The sequence below is a fragment of the Mycobacterium sp. genome (assembly GCF_008709575.1).
Taxonomy (GTDB): Bacteria; Actinomycetota; Actinomycetes; order Mycobacteriales; family Mycobacteriaceae; genus Mycobacterium.
In genome coordinates, this window is sequence record NZ_VYIK01000004.1 from 16224 (window position 1) to 37891 (window position 21668).

Below are 21668 nucleotides of genomic sequence, written 5' to 3' on the forward strand. Positions count from 1 at the left end.
GTGTTAGCAGCGGCATTGTGACAAATCCGTGGCAGGCGGAACCGAATTCGGCGGAACTGGGTAGGCCACCCCGGGGGGAACCGGCCGTTTCGCGGCAGCAACAAGAGTCCGTATCGGAAACACTGCGCATTTCCGACCTGGTAGCGCCCCGCAAAATCCCGCCGGGTTCGGGCTGGCGGAAGTTCGTCTACAGTCTGTCGTTGCGCACCATAAACCTGGGCGAGTCGCCGGCCGAACGGCACTACCGCGAATTGCAGGGCCGAATTCGTCGCCACATCCGCAAGCAGTACGTCATCGGGGTGGTCTCCGGCAAGGGCGGGGTCGGTAAGACCACCATGACCGCTTGCATCGGCGCGGTGTTTCGGGAGTGCCGACCCGACAACGTGGTGGCCATCGACGCGGCCCCCGGTTTCGGAACGCTGGCCGGGCGAATCGACGAGACCCCGCCCGGCGACTATTCCGCAGTCCTCAACGACACCGACGTCCAGGGCTACGCCGACATCAGGGAGCACCTGGGCCAAAACACTTTAGGATTAGACGTTTTAGCCGGCAACCGGGCGTCGGATCAGCCGAGGCCGCTGGTGCCGTCGATGTTCACCGGAGTGCTGTCGCGGCTGCGACGAACGCACACCGTCATTGTGGTGGACACCTCCGACGACCTGGAACACCCGGTGATGAAGCCGGTTTTGGATGCCTGCGACACGTTGGTTTTCGTATCCGGCCTGACGGCGGACACGTCGCTGCCGGTGACCCGCGCGATCGATCTGCTCCGATCGATGGGCTACCACGAACTGGTGTCGCGCAGCATGGTGATTCTCAACGACAGCCGCAACCAATACGACTCGGAGGCGCGGTCTTATCTCACCGAGCGCTTCGCGCAGTCGGGCGCCACGGTGGGTTTCATGCCCTATGACCGCCACCTGGCCCAGGGCGGGATTATCGACACCCAGCATGAACTCAGCAAGAAAACGCGGCTGCGCCTATTCGAAATCGCCGCGGTATTGGCCGACAAGTACATTCCGGAAGCAGACAGGCCACGGTGATGGCGAAGGTCTCTTTCCCGGCGCGCTGCGCGGTCGCGGTAGTCTGCGGGGAACACCTCGTCTCCCAGGTCTATCCGGCGTCGGTGCCGGTCGAGATGTTCATCGACAACGTCATCGAGCTGCTGGGCGACGAACTCAGGCGCCGGGGACTGAGCGGTCTCGAACCGGGTGTCGGCTATGAGTTGCACAAAGCCAACGGTGTTCGGCTCGACGTCACCAAAACTCTCGACGAGCTCGCTGTCGAAGACGGCGCCACGCTGGTTCTGGTTCCTGCGGTGGAGGGCGATTCCTTCGAGCCGCAGTACGAGTCGCTGTCAACCGGACTGGCCCGAATCGGCAAAAAGCTGTTCGCACCTGTCACCGCCGAGACGGCAGCTCACACCGCGCTCGCCATCGCGGCGACGGCCTCGGCCGTGGTGCTGGGACTGGCTGTGCGCAACCGCATCGCCACCGATGCGCTGATGCCCAGCGTCGTCACCGGCGCAACCGGTGTGCTGGCCGCGGGCGCGGCCGGGGTGGTGTGGCGATGGTGGCCGCACCGGGCGGACATGCTGGCCGCATTCGCCTGGCTCGCCATGCCGCTGCTGGCGGTCAGCATCGCGGCGGCTGCGCCGGGGCGCCTGGGTTCACCGCATCTGTTCATCGGCGCGCTCGCGGTGGTGACGTTAACCTACGGGATCGCGGTGGTGACCCGACGACACCTCAACGCGGCGGCAACGGTCGTGACACTGTGCGGACTCGGGGGAGCGATTGCCGCCGCGCGGATGTGGCGGCCGATTCCCGCGCAATGGCTTGGCATGTGCACTCTGGTCGCCCTGCTGGTGCTGCTGACGACGGCGCCGACGATCGCGCTGTGGGTGGCGCGGATCCGCCCGCCCTATTTCGGGTCGGTTACCGGACGGGACCTGTTCCGCCGCAGCAGTGGGCTCCCGGTCGACGCGGTGGCGCCGGTGGAGACCGAGGACGAGGAAGAGGCCAACCGCGACACCACACCTCGAGGCCGGCAGATCGCTGCCGCGGCACGACGTGCCAATCATGTGCTGACCGGAATCTGCGTCGGCGCCGCACTGATATTTCCCGCAGCGGTCTGGGCCACGCTGATGCCGGGTCACGATCGCAGCGGGTCCGCGGCCGTGCTGGTCGGGCTGTTCGTGGTGATCTTCATCAGTCGCGGGCGCGCATTCGCCGACAAGAAACAAGCGATCGCCCTGGTGGGGGGAGCCGCCGCGGCGACCTGCGCCGGCGTGGTCAAATACGCGCTGTCGCAGCCGCCGGCGTCAAGCGACGCGGTGCTGTGGAGTGCTGTCGTGCTGGGAGGTTTCAGCCTGGCCGGTTTGACCGCGGCGCTGTTGGTGCCCAGCACCAGGTTCACCCCCCTGGTGAGGATGAGCGTCGAGTGGCTGGAACTTGTCGCGATCATCGCCGCATTGCCCTTGGCCGCCTGGATCGGTGGGCTGTTCACCTGGGTGCGGATGCGATGAGAGCGATTACACGGAGGCTGGCGGCGGTGGCACTGGCTGGTCTGCTCGTCGGGTTTTCTACGGACCTCCCGGCAGCTCAGTCGCTCCCGCCACCCACCGTCGACCCCTCCCGGGTCCCGCCCAACGGCAAGCCCGGGCCCGATCAGCCGATGCGCCAAAGCGCCGTTTGTGCCCGACCGATCACCGTGGCCGACCCCAACGTGGCCGTCACCGCGCCGGGATTCACCATGCTCAACGTCGCCAAGGCGTGGCAGTACTCGACAGGCAACGGGGTAGCGGTGGCCGTGATCGACACCGGAGTCAATCCCAACCCGCGGTTGCCGGTGGTCGCCGGCGGTGACTACATCATGGGCGGGGACGGGTTGATGGACTGCGACGCCCACGGCACCGTCGTGGCGTCGGTGATCGCCGCGGCTCCGCAGGGCGCCCCGATGCCTGCCCCGATGCCGGCCGCACCGGCCGGTGCGCCGCCGGCCGGGCCGCCGCCGGTGTACTCGGCGCCGCCGCCGCCCGCCGGTCAACCGCCGCCACCCGCACCACCACCGCCGCCCTCGCCGGTGACCATCACCGAGACCAGGCCGCTGCCGCCGCCACCTCCGCCCCCGCCGGCCGACGAGCCCGCTAACGCACCCGGAGATCCCGGTCCGGAGCAGGCGGAGGATCCCGCAGTGCCGCCCCCGCCGCCGGGCGCGCCCGACGGCGTGGCCGGGGTGGCGCCGCACGCCGTGGTGATCTCGATCCGGCAGTCCTCACGCGCCTACGAACCGGTCACCCCCACGCCCGGTGACGCACAAGCCCGTCGGAAAGCGGGTACCGTCGCGACGCTGGGCAGCGCCATCGTGCATGCGGCGGACATGGGGGCCAAGGTGATCAACGTCAGCGTCACGTCGTGTATGTCGGCCGCAGATCCGCTCGATCAGGGCGCCCTCGGCGCCGCAGTGTGGTATGCCGCCACCGTCAAGGACGCGGTGATCGTCGCCGCGGCCGGCAACGAAGGCGAGGACGAGTGCGCGCAGAATCCGGTCTTCGACCCGTTGGATCCCTCCGATCCGCGGGACTGGCATCAAGTCAAGACCATCTCGTCACCGTCCTGGTTCTCCGATTACGTGCTCTCGGTGGGTGCCGTCGACAACACCGGCGCGCCGATCAGCAAAAGCCTTGCCGGGCCGTGGGTCGCCGCCGCCGCGCCCGGGGTCGCGATCATGGGCTTGTCCTCGCAGACCGGCGGACCCGTCAACGCCTACCCGCCGGCGCGGCCGGGCCAGAAGAACATGCCGTTTTGGGGTACCAGCTTTTCGGCGGCCTACGTCAGCGGGGTGGCCGCATTGGTGCGCGCCAAGTATCCCGATCTTTCCGCTCATCAGGTCGTCAACCGGATCTTGCAGACCGCTCACAATCCGCCCCGCGGGGTCGACAACCAAGTCGGCTACGGCGTCGTGGACCCGGTCGCCGCGTTGACCTTCAATGTGCCTGCTGGACAACGACTTCCACCGGGAGCACAGAGCCGGGTCGTCGTTCCGGCGCCGCCGCCTGCGCCACCGGATCGCCGGGCCCGCACCATGGCGTTGGTTTTCGCCGGTGTCGTTGTGGGGGCCGTCGCGGTGGCGGGGCTAATCTCACGGGCCCGGCGGGCGCGATGACAGCCATCACACAGCTGACGACTGTCGTCGGTGTTCTGGCCGCCGGACTGATCGGGTGGACCGTCGCCGGATACCCCGGCGCGGCGGCGGGCCTGGTGATCGGGCTCATGGTCGGGGTCATTCCGTGGTGGCGTCAGCCCGCGTGGTCGTGGCTGTTGCTGTGGCTGCGGCGCCGACGGCCCATCGTTCTCCATGATCCGATCACGGTGGCCAACGACCGCTCCGGCGGCGGCATCCGGTATCAGGACGGGGTGGCAGTGGCCGCCGTGCAGTTGTTGGGAAAGGCGCACACGCCGACGTTGTTCACCGGTTCCACGTCGACCTCCACCGACAACACCGTCGACATCGCCGACCTGTTGCCGCTGCTGCATCAGAGCCTGGGCCTGACCATCGAGTCGCTGAGCGTGGTCTGCACAGGCGCCCGGCGACGCGGCACCGGAGACTACCCACGGGTGTACGACACGCTCATCGGCACACCACCGTATGCGGGGCGGCGCGAAACCTGGCTGGTTGTACGGGTTGCGGCCCTCGACAACGCCGAGGCCCTGCAATGGCGTAGATCCGTCGGCACCGCGACGCTGGCGGCGGCCCAGCGGATCAGTGCCGCGCTGCGCCAGCGGGGTATCCGGGCCAAAGTGGCGACGGCCACCGACATCGCCGAGGTGGAGCGCCGACTCGGGCGCTCTGCGCTGGGCAGCCACCACCGGCGATGGCGCTCGGCGCGCAGCGACGCGGGCTGGCTGACGACCTACTGGTACCGGCCGGAGGACATCACCGCGGAGAAACTGGCCCACGCATGGTCGCTGCGCGCCGACGGGATCACCCAGAACATCACGTTGTTGCCCGACAACACGATCACGGCCACGGTGACCGTACGCAGTGCGCAGCCGCCCACGGCGCCGCCCAGCGTGATGTGGCGAACCTTGCCGGGCGAGCAGGCGCAGGCAATCGCAGCCGGCCTGTGCCTGCCCCGGCCGCCGCTGCGAGGTCTGCGCCGCGGCACCCTGACCGGCCCACTGGTTCTCCCGATCGGGCCCTCCGGCGTGTTGCTGGGCAAGGTGGACGCCGGGAACCGGCTGATGGTGCCCCTCGATGACCCTGGAGAATTCAGCCGCGTGCACATCGCGGCGCAGGACTGGTTGACCAAGCGGATTATCGTCAGGATGGCCGCGGCCGGCGAGCGAATCACGGTGCACACTCGAGATACCCAGCGGTGGAGCAGTGTTCGCATGCCGGACATCGCGGTGAGCACCGGTGTTAGGCCCATCTCGGGCACCACCGTGAGCGTGGTCGACGGCTCGGTGACACCGGCGCCGCGACCGAACACCCTGATCGTGCTCGGTGAGCCCGGCGCGCCGCATCCGGGGTCCGCCGACGTGGTGATCACCCAGACCGGACCGGCCACGGTGGAGGTCCGCGCCGCCGGCCGGATGCACACCGTGGAGGTCGAGTTGTTCCGTGCTGAGAACCGTTACGTTTCCGCGGAGCCGACCACGACCAAAATCTTTGCGCTGGAACCCACGAACTAGACATGAACTAGACATGGACTAGACCTGGACTAGACGATGACCGGCAGCACCGCGACAGTCGCCGCCCGCAAGCGATTCGATCAGGGTATGGCATTGGTCGACACCGACGCTGCGGCGGCGCAGGCGCGGTTTCGGGAGGCCACCGAGATCGATCCGTCGATGGCCGACGCGTGGCTCGGCCGGGTCGCGACCGGAGACGCGGCGCTGTCCAGCCTGCAGGAGCTCTACGCCTACGGCGCGCGGCTGCACCGTGAGACTAACCGGCTCGGCGTGCACCTTTCCGCGCCGATCAAAGCCGGACCGTATCTGTCCATCTCGGTCACGGAGGCTTCGCATGCCGGGCTGGCGCTGGCGAGCGCTCTCATCGACGATGGGCAGTACGAGAAAGCCGAAGGGCTGCTGAACGATTCAGCCTTGCTGGACACCTGGGAGAATCACCAGTGGCAGCAATATGTGCGGACGTACTTGATGTTCGCCACCCAACGCTGGCCCGACGTCATCTCGATCGCGGCGACTATCCTGCCGCCGCAAGCCATCATCATGTCGGCCGTCACCGCGGCGACCAACGCGCTGGCCGCGCACGCGGCGGCTCACCTCGGACAGGCCCGGGTGGCGTTGGACTGGGCGGACCGGGTCGAGCTGCGTGCCGGGCGCGGGCTCGTCAGTGAGTCGCGTCGTCATGAGTTGGCCGACACCGCGGTCACCGCGATCGATCCCAACGATTTTCCCCTGATCGCGGCCGACCTGGCGTATGTGCGGGGGATGGCGCACCGCCAGCTCGGCGAGGAGGACAAGGCACAGATCTGGCTGTCGCGGGCCACGATCAACGGCGCGCTCATCGAGCCGGCGAAGCAGGCGCTGGCCGAACCTGCGCTGCAACTGGTGATCACCGACGAGGAAACCATCAACACCCGCACCGACAAGTGGGACGTGTCCACCGAGGTTTCCGAAGAGCGTCGCCGAGAAGAGGAAAACGAGGAACGCCGGGCGCAACTGCTCGCCGACGGGCGTGCGCTGCTCGAACGGCAAGTCGGGTTGGCCGAGGTCAAACGCGCTGTTGCGGAGCTCGAGGATCAGATCGAGGTTCGTGCCCTGCGGCTCGCCGCGGGACTGCCGATCAGCAACCACACCAACCACATGCTGCTCGTCGGGCCGCCGGGCACCGGTAAGACCACCACCGCCGAGGCGCTGGGAAAGATCTATGCCGGCCTGGGCATTGTGCGTCACCCCGAGATCATCGAAGTCAAGCGCGCCGATTTTTGCGGCGAGCACATCGGCGCCTCGGGACCGAAGACCAACGAGCTGATCAACCGCTCGCTGGGCCGCATCCTGTTCATGGACGAGTTCTACTCGCTGGTGGAGCGCCATCACGACGGCCGCCCGGACATGATCGGCATGGAAGCGGTCAACCAGTTGTTGGTCGCTCTGGAGGTGCACCGGTTCGACTTCTGCTTCATCGGCGCGGGCTACGAGCAGGAAGTCGACGAATTCCTCACGGTGAATCCGGGTTTGGCGGGGCGGTTCAACCGCAAGCTGCGATTCGAGTCCTACACCGCTGAGGAGCTGGTGGAAATCGCGGTCCGGTACGGCGAGCCCCGGGCCACCGTTCTCGAACCTGCCGCCAGAGAAGCTCTGCGGAGGGCGTGCCAGAGGTTGCGGGACTACACGGCGCCCGACGGCAGGCACGGTGTCGACGTCATGCAGAACGGGCGGTTTGCCCGTAACGTCGTCGAGCGCGCCGAACGGCTGCGGGACTCGAGGGTCGCCGCTGCGCATCGCAGCAAAAAGGGCTCGGTGACCGTCGAGGACCTGCAGACCCTGCTGACCCAGGACATCACCGCCGCGGTACTCGACGCCTGCGCGGAAAAGCATGTGCCGATGAGCGAACCCGGCCAGACCGCGGAGCGAAATCCTTAGCCCGTAGTTCCCCCCGCTAGACGGGTCTGGTTCTTGTTTTCCGTTGGTGAGCAGACGCTTTGCATCCGCAGCCGAATCTGAGTGTAGACATGTATCCTCAATCTGATGCGGCGTGTCATATAGTGGTAAATTACATTGGCTGGTTATATGTGATATAAAGTAGACATGTATGTGGCGCGGGTGCCGAATCGCGGGTCACCGCCGGCGATTCTGCTGCGGGAGTCCTACCGCCAGGACGGCAAGGTGAAAAACCGCACCCTGGCCAACCTGTCGCGCTGGCCAGCGCCCAAGGTCGAAGCGTTGACGCGGGTGCTCAAAGGCTTGCCGACGGTGGGCGATCTATCCGAGGCGTTCGAGATCACCCGCAGCCTGCCGCATGGGCATGTGGCCGCGGTGCTGGGCACCGCCCGCGGCCTGGGCGTCGAAGAACTCATCGACCCCACACCGTCACGTCGGCGCAATCTGGTGATGGCGATGCTGGTGGCCCAGGTCATCGCCCCGGCATCCAAGCTGGCCACCGCCCGCGGACTGCGCGCCCAGACCGCGACCAGCTCGCTCGGTGAGGTGCTGGGGGTCGACGGGGCCGACGAGGACGACCTGTATGCGGCGATGGACTGGGCGCTGGCCCGCAAAGATAGCATCGAAGACCAGCTGGCCGCACGGCATCTAGCTGATGGCACCGTGGTGCTCTACGACGTGTCCTCGGCGGCCTTTGAGGGCCGCACCTGCCCACTGGGCAAGATCGGGCACGCCCGCGACGGGGTCAAAGGACGCCTGCAGATCGTCTACGGACTACTATGCACCTCCACCGGGATACCGGTGGCCATCGAAGTGTTCGACGGCGACACCGCCGACCCGAAAACCCCGTCCGCCCAGATCGAAAAGCTCAAAGACCGGTTCGGGCTGGCCCGGGTGGCTCTGGTAGGTGATCGCGGCATGATCACCAGCGCGCGCATCACCGCCGAACTTCACCCCGCCGGGCTGGACTGGATCACCGCGCTGCGCGCCCCCCAGATCAAGGCCCTCGTCGACGCCGACGCCTTGCAGCTGAGCTTGTTCGACACCCAAGACCTCGCCGAGATCGTCTCCCCGGACTACCCCGGTGAACGCCTGATCGCCTGCCACAACCCCGACCTGGCCCAACGGCGCACCCGCAAGCGTCAAGAGTTGTTGGCGGCCACCGAAAAACAACTGGCCGCCATCGCGGCAGCCACCACCCGAACACGGCGCCCGTTGCGCGGCAAAGACAAGATCGCCCTGCGGGTCGGCAAGGTGATCAACCGCTACAAGATGGCCAAACACTTCCACCTGACCATCACCGACACCACGTTCAGCTTCACCCGCAACGAAGAGGCCATCGCCGCCGAAGCCGCCCTCGATGGCATCTACGTGCTGCGCACCAACCTGCCCACCACCGCGTTGGACCGCGACGACGTCGTGTTGCGCTACAAGGGACTCGAAGACGTCGAACGGTTCTTCCGCACCCTCAAGAGCGAGCTTGACGTGCGGCCCATCCACCACCGCCTGGCTGACCGGGTCCGCGCCCACATGTTCCTACGGATGCTGTCCTACTACATCAGCTGGCACATGAAGCAAGCCCTGGCCCCGCTGCTGTTTCGTGACCACGACAAAGCTGCCGGCGCCGCTAAACGCGTCAATCCCGTTGTCGCCGCTCAACGCTCCGATGCCGCCCTAGCCAAAGCCGCCCGCAAACGCACCGACGACGACACCCCGGTACACAGCTTCACCAGCCTGCTCGCCGACCTGGCCACCCTCTGCGCCAACCGCATCCAACCCACCGCCGACATGGCAGCATTCACCATGTTCACCACCCCCACCGCACTGCAGCACCGTGCCTTCGAACTACTCGGCACCACTCACCGCCTCGGCTACATGTAGTCAGTAGACAACACAAAACCGCAGGCCACAGCGGATTCATCACCAGACCAGGGGGAACTACGGCTTAGCCTTAGCGCACCCGACGATCTCGTGTGATTTCCGGACGCGAGGCGAAAAGGTCGGCGATCGTCGCAGCGATCTCGAGGAATTTGCGTCGGGTCGCCGGCGCCATCTCATGCCGGATGTCGATGACTCCACCGGGTCGAAGGTGGGGATCGAAGGGCACTTCGACCACCCGCTGTCCGCGGTCGAGGAACTGGCGTGCCAGCGCCGCGCGGGTGCGCTTGTCGGCGTGCCCGTCGGAATCGTTGAGTACCACGACGCTGCGGCGCAACAGGTCCGCACGGCCGTGCGCAGACAGCCACTCCAAGGTCTGCGCCGCCGCCGCGGCCCCGTCGGCCCACGGTGAGGACACCACGATCAGCGCGTCCAGATCGCTCAGCGCCTCTTGGGTGACCGGTGCGTCCATCGTCGAACCGCAGTCGATGATCGAGATGGTGAAGTGGCGGTCCAATCGCAGCGCGGCCTCCCGGTAGATCGCCGGGTCAAGCACGCGCCGCGGACCGACAGCCGGGTTGGCGGCCAGCACGTACAGCCCGGCCGAGTTGCTGCCCACCCGGGTCGTGAGGTCGGCGAACGACTCAAGATTCTTGTCGCCCGCGAGTTCCCAGTACGAGCCGCTGGTCCGCGGGTCGATCCTGCTGCTGAGCCGGCCGAAGGCGGTATCGGCGTCGACCGCCACTACCCGGTCCTGGCGGCGCAACTCGGCGAAGATCGAGCCGACACTGGCGGCGACCGTGGTTTTCCCGACTCCGCCCTTGCCCAGGACCCCAACTTTGTAGCTGCCGTGCAGGATCGACCTGACGACGGCCTCGTACTGGGCCTCCTGGCGTTCGTGGGCCGACGGGCCCAGGTTGATCAGGCCGAAGGTGGCCAAGCGAACGGTGCGACGCCAACCGCGGGTGGCCTGCGGGCGTCGTCGCCGACCCGCCGGCGGCGGCTCGATGTCGCGGTATGCCCAGGGCGACGGGCGCGACCGGACAGCAGACCCGGGCGGCGGCATCGGCGCGGCAGGCCGGAAGTGCCCGGTCGGCTGGTGCGGTGGGCGTCTCGGCGGGACACTGGGCGGCTCAGGCCACGCACGGTGCCGCGGGAAGTCGTCGCGCTCGTTCATGGGCTCCTCAGAGGGGTATCGGCATGAGACTAGTATCGGTCAGCCGGCGACCTCGTCGGCAACGGTCCACGCCGGCCACCTGCTCGATCACCGGGCCGGCGACGGGCCCGACGGAGTCGCGGCACGGGTGCGGGGGCCCGGTGGACCGGCTAGTATCGGCTTGGTTGGCATGTCGGGCGTGTTTTGTCATATCGTTTTACCGCTTGTCGAGACCGGGTAAAACAGGGCCACCGTTCAGCGTTGCACGGACGCATCGCTGACGGGATCACCGCCGTGTGGCGAACCAATATCGACAAGACCTGCGGGGCCTCGCCCACACATCCGGGGCGCCGCGCCGATGTAACCGTAGCGTACGCCGCGCTGAAGTTCTGGAAGGTCAGGTGGTGATGGCGCCCAACCGTGTCGGGCTGTACAACCCCGCATTCGAGCACGACTCGTGCGGGGTGGCCATGGTCGTCGATATGCACGGCCGCCGCAGCCGCGACATCGTGGACAAGGCGATCACCGCGCTGCTCAACCTCGAGCACCGCGGCGCCCAGGGAGCCGAACCGCACAGCGGTGACGGCGCGGGCATCCTGATTCAGGTTCCCGACGATTTCCTGCGCTCGGTCGTCGACTTCGAACTGCCGCCGGCCGGCAGCTACGCCACCGGCATCGCGTTTTTGCCGCAATCGTCGAAGGAAGCGGCCGCGGCGTGCGCGGCGGTGGAGAAGATCGCCGAGTCTGAGGGCCTGCGGGTGCTCGGTTGGCGCGACGTGCCGACAGACGACTCGTCGCTGGGCGCGCTGGCCCGCGACGCCATGCCGACCTTCCGCCAACTTTTCGTCGCCGGCGCCTCGGGAATGACTCTGGAACGTCGCACCTATGTGGTCCGCAAGCGCGCCGAGCACGAGCTGGGCAACAAAGGTCCCGGCCAAGACGGTCCTGGACGCGAAACTGTCTACTTCCCAAGCTTTTCCGGCCAGACCTTCGTCTACAAGGGCATGCTGACCACGCCGCAGCTCAAGGCGTTTTATCTGGACCTGCAAGACGACCGGCTGACCAGTGCGCTGGGGATTGTGCATTCGCGGTTTTCGACCAACACCTTCCCGTCCTGGCCGTTGGCGCACCCGTATCGGCGGATCGCCCACAACGGCGAGATCAACACTGTCACCGGCAACGAGAATTGGATGCGCGCCCGGGAGGCGCTGATCCGCACCGACGTCTTCGGGTCGCCCGGCATCCCGGAAAACCCCGAGAAACTGTTCCCGATCTGCACTCCCGGCGGGTCGGACACCGCCCGCTTCGACGAGGTGCTCGAACTGTTGCACCTGGGCGGGCGCAGCCTGGCGCACGCGGTATTGATGATGATCCCCGAGGCCTGGGAGCGCCACGAGGCGATGGACCCGGCCCGACGGGCGTTTTATCAGTACCACTCGACGCTGATGGAGCCGTGGGACGGTCCGGCGTCGATGACGTTCACTGACGGCACGGTGGTGGGAGCCGTGCTGGACCGCAACGGCCTGCGTCCGTCGCGGATCTGGGTCACCGACGACGGTCTGGTAGTGATGGCGTCGGAGGCCGGTGTGCTCGGCAGTGACCCGGCTTTTCATCCTTCCAAGGTGGTGCGCAGGCTGCGCCTGCAGCCGGGCCGGATGTTTCTGGTCGACACCGCCCAGGGGCGTATCGTCTCCGACGAGGAAATCAAGGCCGAACTGGCCGCCGCGCACCCCTACCGCCAGTGGCTCGATGACGGGCTCATCCCACTGGACGACTTGCCGCAGGGCGACTACACGCGGATGCCGCACCACCGGGTCGTGTTGCGGCAGTTGGTTTTCGGCTATACCTATGAGGAGCTCAACCTGCTGGTGGCTCCGATGGCACGCACCGGCGCCGAACCGATCGGGTCGATGGGCACCGACACCCCGATCGCGGTGTTGTCGGGGCGTCCGCGGATGCTGTTCGACTACTTCCAGCAGATGTTCGCCCAGGTGACCAATCCGCCGCTGGACGCCATCCGTGAAGAGGTGGTGACCAGCCTGCAACATACCGTCGGGCCGGAGGGCGACCTGCTGAACCCGGATGCGAATTCGTGCCGCCAAATCGTGCTGCCACAGCCGATTCTGCGCAATCACGAATTGGCGAAACTGATCAACCTGAATCCCGATGTCGAGGTCAGCGGTCGTTGGCATGGTTTGCGGGCCAAAGTTATCCGTTGTCTGTATCCGGTTGCCGAGGGTGGCGCCGGTTTGAAGGCGGCGCTCGACGAGGTGCGGCGACAAACCTCGGCAGCCATCGCCGAGGGCGCGCGGATCATCATCCTGTCCGACCGTGAGTCCGACGAGCGGGCGGCACCGATCCCGTCTTTGCTGGCGGTCTCGGCGGTGCACCATCACCTGGTGCGCGAACGTACTCGCACCCAGGTCGGGCTGGTGGTGGAAAGCGGCGATGCCCGCGAGGTCCACCACATGGCCATGCTGCTCGGTTTCGGGGCGGCGGCAATCAACCCGTACATGGTCTTCGAGTCGATCTCGGACATGCTCGACAGAGGCCTGCTGGAGGGACTCGACCGCGAGACAGCGATCGGCAACTACATCAAGGCCGCCGGCAAAGGTGTGCTGAAAGTCATGTCCAAAATGGGTATCTCGACGCTGGCGTCGTACACCGGCGCGCAGCTTTTCCAGGCCGTCGGTGTGAGCCAGGACCTGCTCGACGAATACTTCACCGGCCTGAGCTGCCCCATCGGGGGCATCACTCTCGATGACATCGCGGCCGACGTCGCGGCCCGTCACACGTTGGCGTTCCTGGACCGGCCGGGCGAGCGCGCCCACCGCGAATTGGAGGTGGGCGGGGAATACCAGTGGCGACGTGAGGGCGAGTACCACCTGTTCAACCCCGACACCGTGTTCAAGTTGCAACACTCCACCCGCACCGGGCAATACCAGATTTTCAAGGAGTACACCCGCTTGGTCGATGACCAGAGTGAGCGGATGGCGTCGCTGCGCGGTCTGTTGAAATTCCGGGAGGGTGTGCGTCCTCCGGTGCCGCTCGACGAGGTGGAGCCGGCCAGCGAGATCGTCAAACGCTTTGCGACCGGTGCGATGAGCTACGGATCCATCTCCGCCGAAGCGCACGAAACGCTGGCCATCGCGATGAACCGGCTCGGCGGCCGATCGAACTGCGGTGAGGGCGGCGAGCACATGAGCCGCTACGAGCGCGATCCCAGCGGCGACTGGCGCCGCAGCGCGATCAAGCAGGTCGCCTCGGCCCGGTTCGGTGTCACCTCGCACTATTTGACCAACTGCACCGACATCCAGATCAAGATGGCCCAGGGTGCCAAACCCGGTGAGGGCGGCCAACTTCCCGGCAGCAAGGTCTATCCCTGGATCGCCGAGGTCCGCCATTCCACGCCCGGTGTCGGGTTGATCTCGCCGCCACCGCATCACGACATCTATTCCATCGAGGATCTCGCGCAGCTGATCCATGACCTGAAGAACGCCAACCCGGCCGCCCGGATCCACGTCAAGCTGGTGTCGGAAAACGGTGTCGGCACGGTCGCGGCCGGCGTGTCCAAGGCCCACGCCGACGTGGTGCTGATTTCCGGGCACGACGGCGGCACCGGCGCCACTCCGCTGACCTCGATGAAACACGCTGGAGCGCCCTGGGAGCTGGGTCTGGCCGAAACTCAGCAGACATTGCTGCTCAACGGATTGCGGGACCGGATCGTGGTCCAGGTCGACGGTCAGCTCAAGACCGGCCGTGATGTGATGATCGCTGCGCTGCTGGGCGCGGAGGAATTCGGCTTTGCCACCGCCCCGCTGGTGGTATCGGGCTGCGTGATGATGCGGGTCTGTCATCTGGACACCTGCCCGGTGGGAGTGGCCACCCAGAACCCGGTACTGCGCCAGCGGTTCAGCGGGAAACCTGAATTCGTCGAGAATTTCTTCTTATTCATCGCCGAAGAGGTCCGCGAATACATGGCGCAGTTGGGTTTTCGCACCCTCAACGAGGCGATCGGCCAGGTGAACGCGCTGGACACCACGTTGGCGCGAGCTCACTTCAAGGCTCACAAGCTCGACCTCACCCCAGTGTTGTACGAGCCGGAATCTGCCTTCATGAACCAGGACCTCTACTGCAGCTCCAGCCAGGACCACGGCCTGGACAAGGCGCTCGACCAGCAGTTGATCGTGATGAGCCGAGAGGCGCTGGACTCCGGGACACCGGTGCGATTCTCCACCACGATCAGCAACGTCAACCGCACGGTCGGGACCATGCTCGGCCACGAAGTGACCAAAGCCTACGGCAGCGAAGGATTACCGGACGGAACAATCGACATCACTTTCGAGGGGTCGGCCGGTAACAGCTTCGGTGCCTTCGTCCCGAAAGGCATTACGCTGCGGGTTTACGGCGACGCCAACGACTACGTCGGCAAAGGGTTGTCGGGAGGTCGGATCGTGGTGCGACCCTCCGACAGCGTTCCCGAGGACTATGCAGCCGAAGAGAACATCATCGGTGGCAACGTGATCCTGTTCGGAGCCACCAGCGGTGAGGCGTTCTTACGGGGTGTTGTCGGCGAGCGTTTTGCCGTGCGCAACTCCGGCGCCCACGCGGTGGTCGAGGGCGTCGGTGATCACGGCTGTGAGTACATGACCGGTGGCAAGGTGGTCATTCTGGGTCCGACCGGGCGCAACTTCGCGGCCGGCATGTCCGGCGGCGTCGCCTACGTCTACGACCCCGGCGACGTTTTCGACACTCAGGTCAACACCGAGATGGTGGAACTCGAACCGCTCGACGACGGGGACCGGGAATCGCTGTACGGCCTGATCCAGGCCCATGTCGACGCGACCGATTCCGCGGTCGGCCGGCGGATTCTGGCGGACTGGGCAAGCGAACAGCGGTGCTTCGTCAAGGTCATGCCGCGTGACTTCAAGCGGGTCTTGAAAGCGATCGCCGAGGCCGAGGACAGCGGCGCCGACGTCGACGAGGCGATAATGGCGGCCGCACATGGCTGATCCCAAGGGCTTTCTGAAATACCCCCGTCGCGAGCTACCCAAACGCCGCCCGGTGGCCGAGCGGGTGCACGACTGGAACGAGGTCTACGAGGACTTTCCGCACGAGACGCTTCAGCAGCAGGCAACGCGTTGCATGGACTGTGGGATCCCGTTCTGCCACAACGGGTGCCCGCTCGGCAACTTGATCCCGGAATGGAATGACCTGGTCCGCACCGGTCGCTGGCGTGACGCGATCGAACGGCTGCATGCCACCAACAATTTCCCGGACTTCACCGGCCGACTGTGCCCGGCACCGTGCGAATCGTCGTGTGTGCTGGGGATCAACCAGGATCCGGTGACGATCAAGCAGATCGAGCTCGACATCATCGACAACGCCTTCGACGAAGGCTGGGTGGTTCCGTTGCCGCCGCAACGGCTGACCGGCAAGACGGTCGCGGTGGTGGGTTCCGGCCCGGCCGGGCTGGCCGCAGCCCAGCAACTGACCCGGGCCGGGCACGCCGTGACCGTCTTCGAGCGCGCCGACCGGATCGGCGGGCTGCTGCGCTACGGCATCCCCGAGTTCAAGATGGAAAAGCGCCATCTGGATCGTCGGCTGGACCAGATGAGAGCCGAGGGCACCGTGTTCCGGCCCAACGTCGATGTCGGGGTGGACATCACTGCCGAGCAGTTGCGTGCGGAGTTCGACGCGGTGGTGTTGGCCGGCGGTGCCACCGCCTGGCGTGACCTGGCGATTCCGGGCCGCGAACTCGACGGCATCCACCAGGCCATGGAGTTTCTGCCGTGGGCCAACCGGATGCAAGAGGGTGATCTGGGGCCCGACGGCGAGCCGCCGATCACCGCCAGGGGCAAGAAAGTCGTCATCATCGGCGGCGGTGACACCGGCGCCGACTGCCTGGGCACCGTGCACCGCCAGGGTGCGGTCAGCGTGCACCAGTTCGAGATCATGCCGCGGCCGCCCGCCGAGCGGGCCGCATCGACACCGTGGCCGACCTATCCGCTCATGTACCGGGTGTCCTCGGCGCATGAGGAGGGCGGTGAACGGTTGTTCTCGGTCAACACCGAGGAGTTCATCGGCCGTGACGGGCACGTCACCGCACTGAAGGTCCACCAAGTGGAGATGCGGGACGGAAAGTTCGTCAAGATCGAGGGGACCGATTTCCAGCTCGAGGCCGATCTGGTGTTGTTGGCCATGGGTTTTGTCGGACCGGAAAAGTCGGCCCTGCTGAGCGACCTCGGCGTGCAGTTCACCGACCGGGGTAACGTCGCTCGCGGCAACGATTTTCAGACGTCAGTGCCGGGCGTGTTCGTGGCCGGGGATATGGGGCGAGGCCAATCGTTGATCGTCTGGGCGATCGCCGAGGGCCGGGCGGCTGCGGCCGGTGTGGATCGGTACCTCACCGGGATGAGTGTGCTGCCGGCGCCGATTGCCCCCACCACCGTGCCGCAACGTTAGTCACTTTGGACTCAGCAGCAACATTTGATAGACTTTCGGTGAGTCGCGAGGAGTTTGCCAGACCCTGAGTATGTAATAATGCGATAGGGGCGTCCGCGGTGGCGTGGTGCCCGGTTTCGTGGACCGACATGGACTGACCTTGACCGACCGCAGGAGTGAACACCGTGCATATCAACCCGGTTCTCCGGTCACGAGTGGGCCGAATTGCCTGGTCATGGATTCGGCACCCGATGAGAAGCCGCGAGTTCCCTGCTAAGCACGAACGCTTGGCGACCGCCGAAGACCTGCTGCGCTACGGCGTGTAACGAGCGGCGGGCGAGCAGCGCCGACAGCCCGAGGTCTTTGCTCACCGGGCCTGGTCCGGTATCGGGCGCACCCAAGCTCACCCGGCTCGGGGCGTGGTGCTGAGCAAACCCGAGTCCCGGATCGCCTCGGCCAGCGGCTCCAGCACGGCGGGGTCGTGCGGCGGGGCGATATAGACGATACCCAGATCGAGGCCCTCGGCACCCAGCGCCGCGGCGTCGTCGATGACCTGCCGGTAATTGCGGTCGTCACCCAGACGCAGATGGGCCGACAACGTGATCTCGGTGGGATCTCGTCCGACGTCGGCGCAGTGCGCGGCCAGCACGTCGCGCTTGCGGGCGAATTCCGCCGGCGGACCGCCGACGAAGTTCCAGTGCTGGGCGTAGCGGGCCGTGATGCGCAGGGTGCGTTTCTCACCGCTGCCGCCGATGCAGATCGGCGGGTGCGGACGCTGCGGCCCCTTCGGCTCGTTACGCGCGGCTTTGAGCCGGTAGTAGCGGCCTTGGAAATCGAAGCCGCCGGTGGTCTGGTGGCTGAGCAGGCCGATCAGCACTTGGCACGCCTCCTCGAAGCGGTCGAGGCGTTCTCTGATACTGCCCAGCTCGATACCGTAGGCGCCGGACTCCTCCTCGTTCCACCCGGCGCCGATGCCCAGTTCGAGTCGGCCGCCCGAGATGATGTCCAGCGCGGCGGCCATGTTGGCCAGCACCGCGGGATGGCGGTAGTGGATGCCGGTCACCAGCGTGCCCAGCCGGAGGCGACTGGTGGCTTGCGCCAGCGCGGTCAGCGTCGTCCAGCCCTCCAGGCAGGGACCGGTGCTGTCGGAGAAGATCGGGTAGAAGTGGTCGAAAGTCCACCCGGATTCGAACACGTCGATGCCGTCGGCGGCTTTCCACACCGCCAGCATGTCGGGCCAGGTGGTGTTTTGGGGCGAGGTCTTGAACGCGAAGCGCATCGGCGTGAGCCTACCCGGCCGGCGGTTCGCTGTAGATGCTGGTCACCCAGATGTGCACCAGGGTGTCGAGCAGCTGCTCGCGGGAGACCGACGGGCGGTCGTCGGCGAACGAGGCCAGGATCGCTTTCTCGTTGAGCAGGTTCAGCGCCGCCGACAGGTCGTGCGCGGCTTGGGTCACCGGTGCCGCGCCGCGGGCGCGTTCGGCGTCGATCACCGAGGCGGTGTGAGCGACCCATTTCTGCATGAACCGCGACCACAGGTCGCGGAGGTCTTTGTTGGTTCGCGCGGCCTCGGCGGCCAGTGACACGGCGCGATGCGAACCGAACGTCTCGATGAAGACGTTGATACCGCAGCGCCACAGCGCTTTCACGTCGGCGGGCGGGTGAGCGACCATGTCTTCCAGCGCGGAGTCCGCCTCGACGATCACCCGCTCGAACAGGGTGAGCAGCACCGCGTCTTTGGACGGGAAATAGAAGTAGAACGCCGGGCGGGACAGGCCGGCACCCTTGGCGAGGTCGTCGACCGAGATGTCGGCGAGCGGCCGTTGCTCCAACAGGTGCTCGGCGGTCGCGAGGATCGCCAGTTCGCGGTCGTCGCCGGACGGGCGCGTGGAACGCCGACTCCGGGAGCCACGGGCAGAGCTGGCGGTGGTCACGGCCGCAAGTTTACACAGCGTCGATATAGTCAACGTAGCGTTGACATAGTCGACACAGTGTTGATAACCTGGCCCCATGACTGAGCATCTCGACGTCGTCGTGGTGGGGGCCGGGATCTCCGGGATCAGCGCGGCCTGGCACCTGCAGGACCGTTGCCCGGCCAAGAGCTACGCGATCCTCGAGCGCCGCGACGACCTCGGCGGCACCTGGGACTTATTCCGCTACCCGGGCATCCGGTCCGACTCAGACATGTTCACCCTGGGCTTCCGGTTCAAGCCGTGGCGATCGGCCAAGTCGATCGCCGACGGCCCGTCGATCAAGGCCTACATCAAGGAGGCCGCGCGCGAGAACGGCATCGACCGCCACATCCGGCTGCGGCACCGGGTCGTGGCCGCCGATTGGTCCGACGCCGACAACCGCTGGACGCTCACCGTGGAATGCGACGGTCAAACCAGCGAGATCACCTGCGCATTCTTGTTCGCCTGCAGCGGCTACTACAACTACGACGAGGGTTATGCGCCGACGTTCAACGGTGCCGAGGACTTCGAGGGCAGGATCGTCCATCCGCAACATTGGCCGCAGGATCTGGACTACGCCGGCAAGAAGATCGTCGTGATCGGGTCGGGCGCGACCGCGGTAACCCTGATTCCGGCGCTGGCGAACTCCGGCGCCGGACACGTGACGATGCTGCAGCGTTCGCCCACCTACATCGGTGCACTGCCCGAGGTCGACCCGCTCGCCGAGCGGGCGAACCGGCTGCTTCCGGCCAAGGTCGCACACGGGGTGAACCGGTGGAAGGCGATCCTGTTCAGCACCGCTCAGTATCAGCTTTCCCGGCGCTTCCCCAACTACATGCGTAAGACCCTGATGACGATGGCCCGGCGCCGGCTGCCCGCGGGGTACGACGTCGAAAAGCACTTCGGTCCGCGGTACAAGGTGTGGGACCAGCGGCTGTGTCTGGCGCCCAATGGGGACCTGTTCCGCGCCATCCGGCACGGCAACGCCGATGTCGTCACCGACACCATCGACCGGATCACCAGGACGGGGATCAAGCTGAGCTCGGGCGACGAGCTGCAAGCCGACATCATCATCACCGCCACGGGGTTGAACCTGCAACTGTTCGGTGGTGCCGCGATCCGGCGTAACGGCGTGCCGGTCGCGCTTCACGAGACCATGGCCTACAAGGGAATGATGCTGACCGGCATGCCGAATATGGCGTTCACGATCGGCTACACCAACGCTTCGTGGACACTCAAGGCCGACCTCGTCTCGGAGTTCGTCTGCCGGGTGCTCAACTACATGGATGCCAACGGGTTCGACACCGTGGTGCCTCAGCATCCGGGTGACTCGGTCCAGCAGCGGCCGCTGATGGACTTCACCCCGGGATATGTGCTGCGCGCACTGGACTACCTTCCCAAAGCAGGCTCGGTCACCCCGTGGCGGCTCAAACAGAACTACCTGCTGGACCTGCGGCTGATTCGGCGTGGTCGGGTCGACGACGAGGCCTTGCGGTTCACCAGACACCGGGTGCCCGCCGCGGTGTAGCAGTGCCCGCCTACACCACCACCAGGCCGTCGTCGTCGCTGAAGACGACCCGGCCGGGAGCAAACCTCACTCCGCCCAGGTTGACGACGACGTCCCGCTCGCCGGCGCCGGTCTTGCCGCTTTTGCGGGGGTTGGCGCCAAGCGCCTTGATGCCGATGTCGATGCCGCGCAGCACCGCCACATCCCGCACGGCACCGTTGACCACCAGTCCGACCCAGCCGTTGGATCGGGCCAGCTCTGCGATGCGGTCACCGACCAGCGCGGTGTGCAACGAGCCGTCGCCGTCGATGATCAGGACACCACCATCGCTGGGCTCGGACAGCACCGATTTCAGCAAAGCGTTGTCCTGGTAGCAGCGCACGGTGCTGATCCTCCCGGCGAACTGTGTCCGGGCGCCGAACTGACGGAACTGGATGTCACAGCTGTCGACGTCGGGTCCGATCTCATCGACCAGGTCGGCGGTGGGTCGGAAGGCCACGCTCATGGTCGGCGCGGGCTCAGTGGCCGCGCCGACGAAGTCGGCGCATCAGCAGCAACGCCAGCACGCTGACCGAGACTGCCACCGCCACCGGCAGCGACACCGCAAAGCGACCGTCGGAGGGTGTCGAGCCGCTGACCACCGGGTTGTCGGCTGCGGCCACGGTGGACTTCGCCTGCGCCGCCACCTTAGCGGCCCCCTGCTGATCGTCGGTCGCCGCCGCCCGCGGCGACGGTTCGGCTTTTTTGGCGGGCGCTTTTTTGGCGGGCGTTTTTTTGGCCGGTGCTTTCTTAGCGGACGCCTGCGTGGCGGAGGTTTTCTTGGCGGCTTTGGGGGGCGTTTTTTTGGCTGTCTTTTTAGCGGCTTCCCCGGCGGCTTTACCCGGTGGCTGCGTCTGGACGGCGGGCGGGGCCGGCGGTGACGACGGCGTCGCTGCGGCCCCGGCAGGATCTTTCGCTGCAGTGTCGGAGGCGTCGTCCGGTTGGTCCTGCGGGTCTGCCATGAGGCTGCTCCTTTGCCGTTACTCGTTGCCCGTACCAGGGCCTACACCAGGCCTACACCAGGCTCAGGACCGGCGGTCGAATTCCATCATGCCAGCGACGTC

General features: G+C 66.5%; 14 protein-coding genes. 9 read left to right on the forward strand and 5 right to left on the reverse strand.

Features of this window, described 5'->3' with window-relative positions; genetic code table 11:
* Positions 1-17: 17 nt before the first annotated feature.
* The 6 genes from F6Q13_RS01635 to F6Q13_RS01660 all read left to right on the forward strand — a co-directional run bounded on the left by F6Q13_RS01635 (position 18) and on the right by F6Q13_RS01660 (position 9509).
* The gene (locus tag F6Q13_RS01635) at positions 18-1043 is read left to right on the forward strand and encodes a MinD/ParA family protein (protein WP_293051299.1); all 1026 of its coding nucleotides are present in this window, start codon (positions 18-20) and stop codon (positions 1041-1043) included.
* Entirely contained in the window at positions 1043-2524 is a 1482-nt protein-coding gene (eccD, locus tag F6Q13_RS01640; RefSeq protein ID WP_293051302.1) for a type VII secretion integral membrane protein EccD, read from the forward strand. The genes F6Q13_RS01635 and eccD overlap by 1 nt, the downstream gene beginning before the upstream one ends.
* Positions 2521-4164 carry a type VII secretion-associated serine protease mycosin gene (mycP, locus tag F6Q13_RS01645; protein WP_293051305.1) on the forward strand — a complete coding sequence of 548 codons (1644 nt, stop codon included), beginning with the start codon at positions 2521-2523 and terminating at the stop codon, positions 4162-4164. The genes eccD and mycP overlap by 4 nt, the downstream gene beginning before the upstream one ends.
* Positions 4161-5693 carry a type VII secretion protein EccE gene (eccE, locus tag F6Q13_RS01650; RefSeq protein ID WP_293051307.1) on the forward strand — a complete coding sequence of 511 codons (1533 nt, stop codon included), beginning with the start codon at positions 4161-4163 and terminating at the stop codon, positions 5691-5693. Before mycP ends, eccE begins: the two co-directional genes overlap by 4 nt.
* A gap of 36 nt (positions 5694-5729) precedes the next feature.
* Positions 5730-7610: a type VII secretion AAA-ATPase EccA gene (gene eccA, locus F6Q13_RS01655; protein WP_293051310.1), complete on the forward strand. Its 1881-nt coding sequence runs from the start codon at positions 5730-5732 to the stop codon at positions 7608-7610.
* Between the two features lie 165 nt (positions 7611-7775).
* Positions 7776-9509, forward strand: coding sequence for an IS1634 family transposase (locus tag F6Q13_RS01660; RefSeq protein WP_293051313.1), 1734 nt, complete (start codon positions 7776-7778; stop codon positions 9507-9509).
* A 70-nt stretch (positions 9510-9579) separates the two neighbouring features.
* Here F6Q13_RS01660 and F6Q13_RS01665 read toward each other — a convergent pair whose 3' ends face one another.
* Positions 9580-10683 (reverse strand): MinD/ParA family protein, encoded by a 1104-nt coding sequence (locus F6Q13_RS01665; RefSeq protein ID WP_293051316.1) that lies wholly within the window; start codon positions 10681-10683, stop codon positions 9580-9582.
* Positions 10684-11069: 386 nt separating this feature from the next.
* Here F6Q13_RS01665 and gltB point away from each other — a divergent pair, with 386 nt between their 5' ends.
* Together gltB and F6Q13_RS01675 are read left to right on the forward strand one after the other, a co-directional pair.
* The gene (gene gltB, locus F6Q13_RS01670) at positions 11070-15674 is read left to right on the forward strand and encodes a glutamate synthase large subunit (protein WP_293051319.1); all 4605 of its coding nucleotides are present in this window, start codon (positions 11070-11072) and stop codon (positions 15672-15674) included.
* Positions 15667-17127: a glutamate synthase subunit beta gene (locus F6Q13_RS01675; RefSeq protein ID WP_293051322.1), complete on the forward strand. Its 1461-nt coding sequence runs from the start codon at positions 15667-15669 to the stop codon at positions 17125-17127. Before gltB ends, F6Q13_RS01675 begins: the two co-directional genes overlap by 8 nt.
* Positions 17128-17509: 382 nt before the next feature.
* On the opposite strand, the gene F6Q13_RS01680 is transcribed toward F6Q13_RS01675, so the two are convergent.
* Positions 17510-18385 (reverse strand): LLM class F420-dependent oxidoreductase, encoded by an 876-nt coding sequence (locus F6Q13_RS01680; RefSeq protein WP_293051325.1) that lies wholly within the window; start codon positions 18383-18385, stop codon positions 17510-17512.
* A 10-nt stretch (positions 18386-18395) separates the two neighbouring features.
* The gene (locus tag F6Q13_RS01685; protein ID WP_293051328.1) at positions 18396-19040 is read right to left on the reverse strand and encodes a TetR/AcrR family transcriptional regulator; all 645 of its coding nucleotides are present in this window, start codon (positions 19038-19040) and stop codon (positions 18396-18398) included.
* A 76-nt stretch (positions 19041-19116) separates the two neighbouring features.
* Between F6Q13_RS01685 and F6Q13_RS01690 the strand changes: the two genes are divergently transcribed.
* A complete protein-coding gene (locus F6Q13_RS01690) occupies positions 19117-20586 on the forward strand; it encodes an NAD(P)/FAD-dependent oxidoreductase (protein ID WP_293051331.1) in 1470 nt (489 codons plus the stop codon).
* A gap of 10 nt (positions 20587-20596) precedes the next feature.
* Here F6Q13_RS01690 and rraA read toward each other — a convergent pair whose 3' ends face one another.
* Entirely contained in the window at positions 20597-21070 is a 474-nt protein-coding gene (gene rraA / locus F6Q13_RS01695) for a ribonuclease E activity regulator RraA (RefSeq protein WP_293051334.1), read from the reverse strand.
* 13 nt (positions 21071-21083) lie between these two features.
* Positions 21084-21566 (reverse strand): nucleoid-structuring protein H-NS, encoded by a 483-nt coding sequence (locus tag F6Q13_RS01700; RefSeq protein WP_293051337.1) that lies wholly within the window; start codon positions 21564-21566, stop codon positions 21084-21086.
* Positions 21567-21668 lie beyond the last annotated feature (102 nt).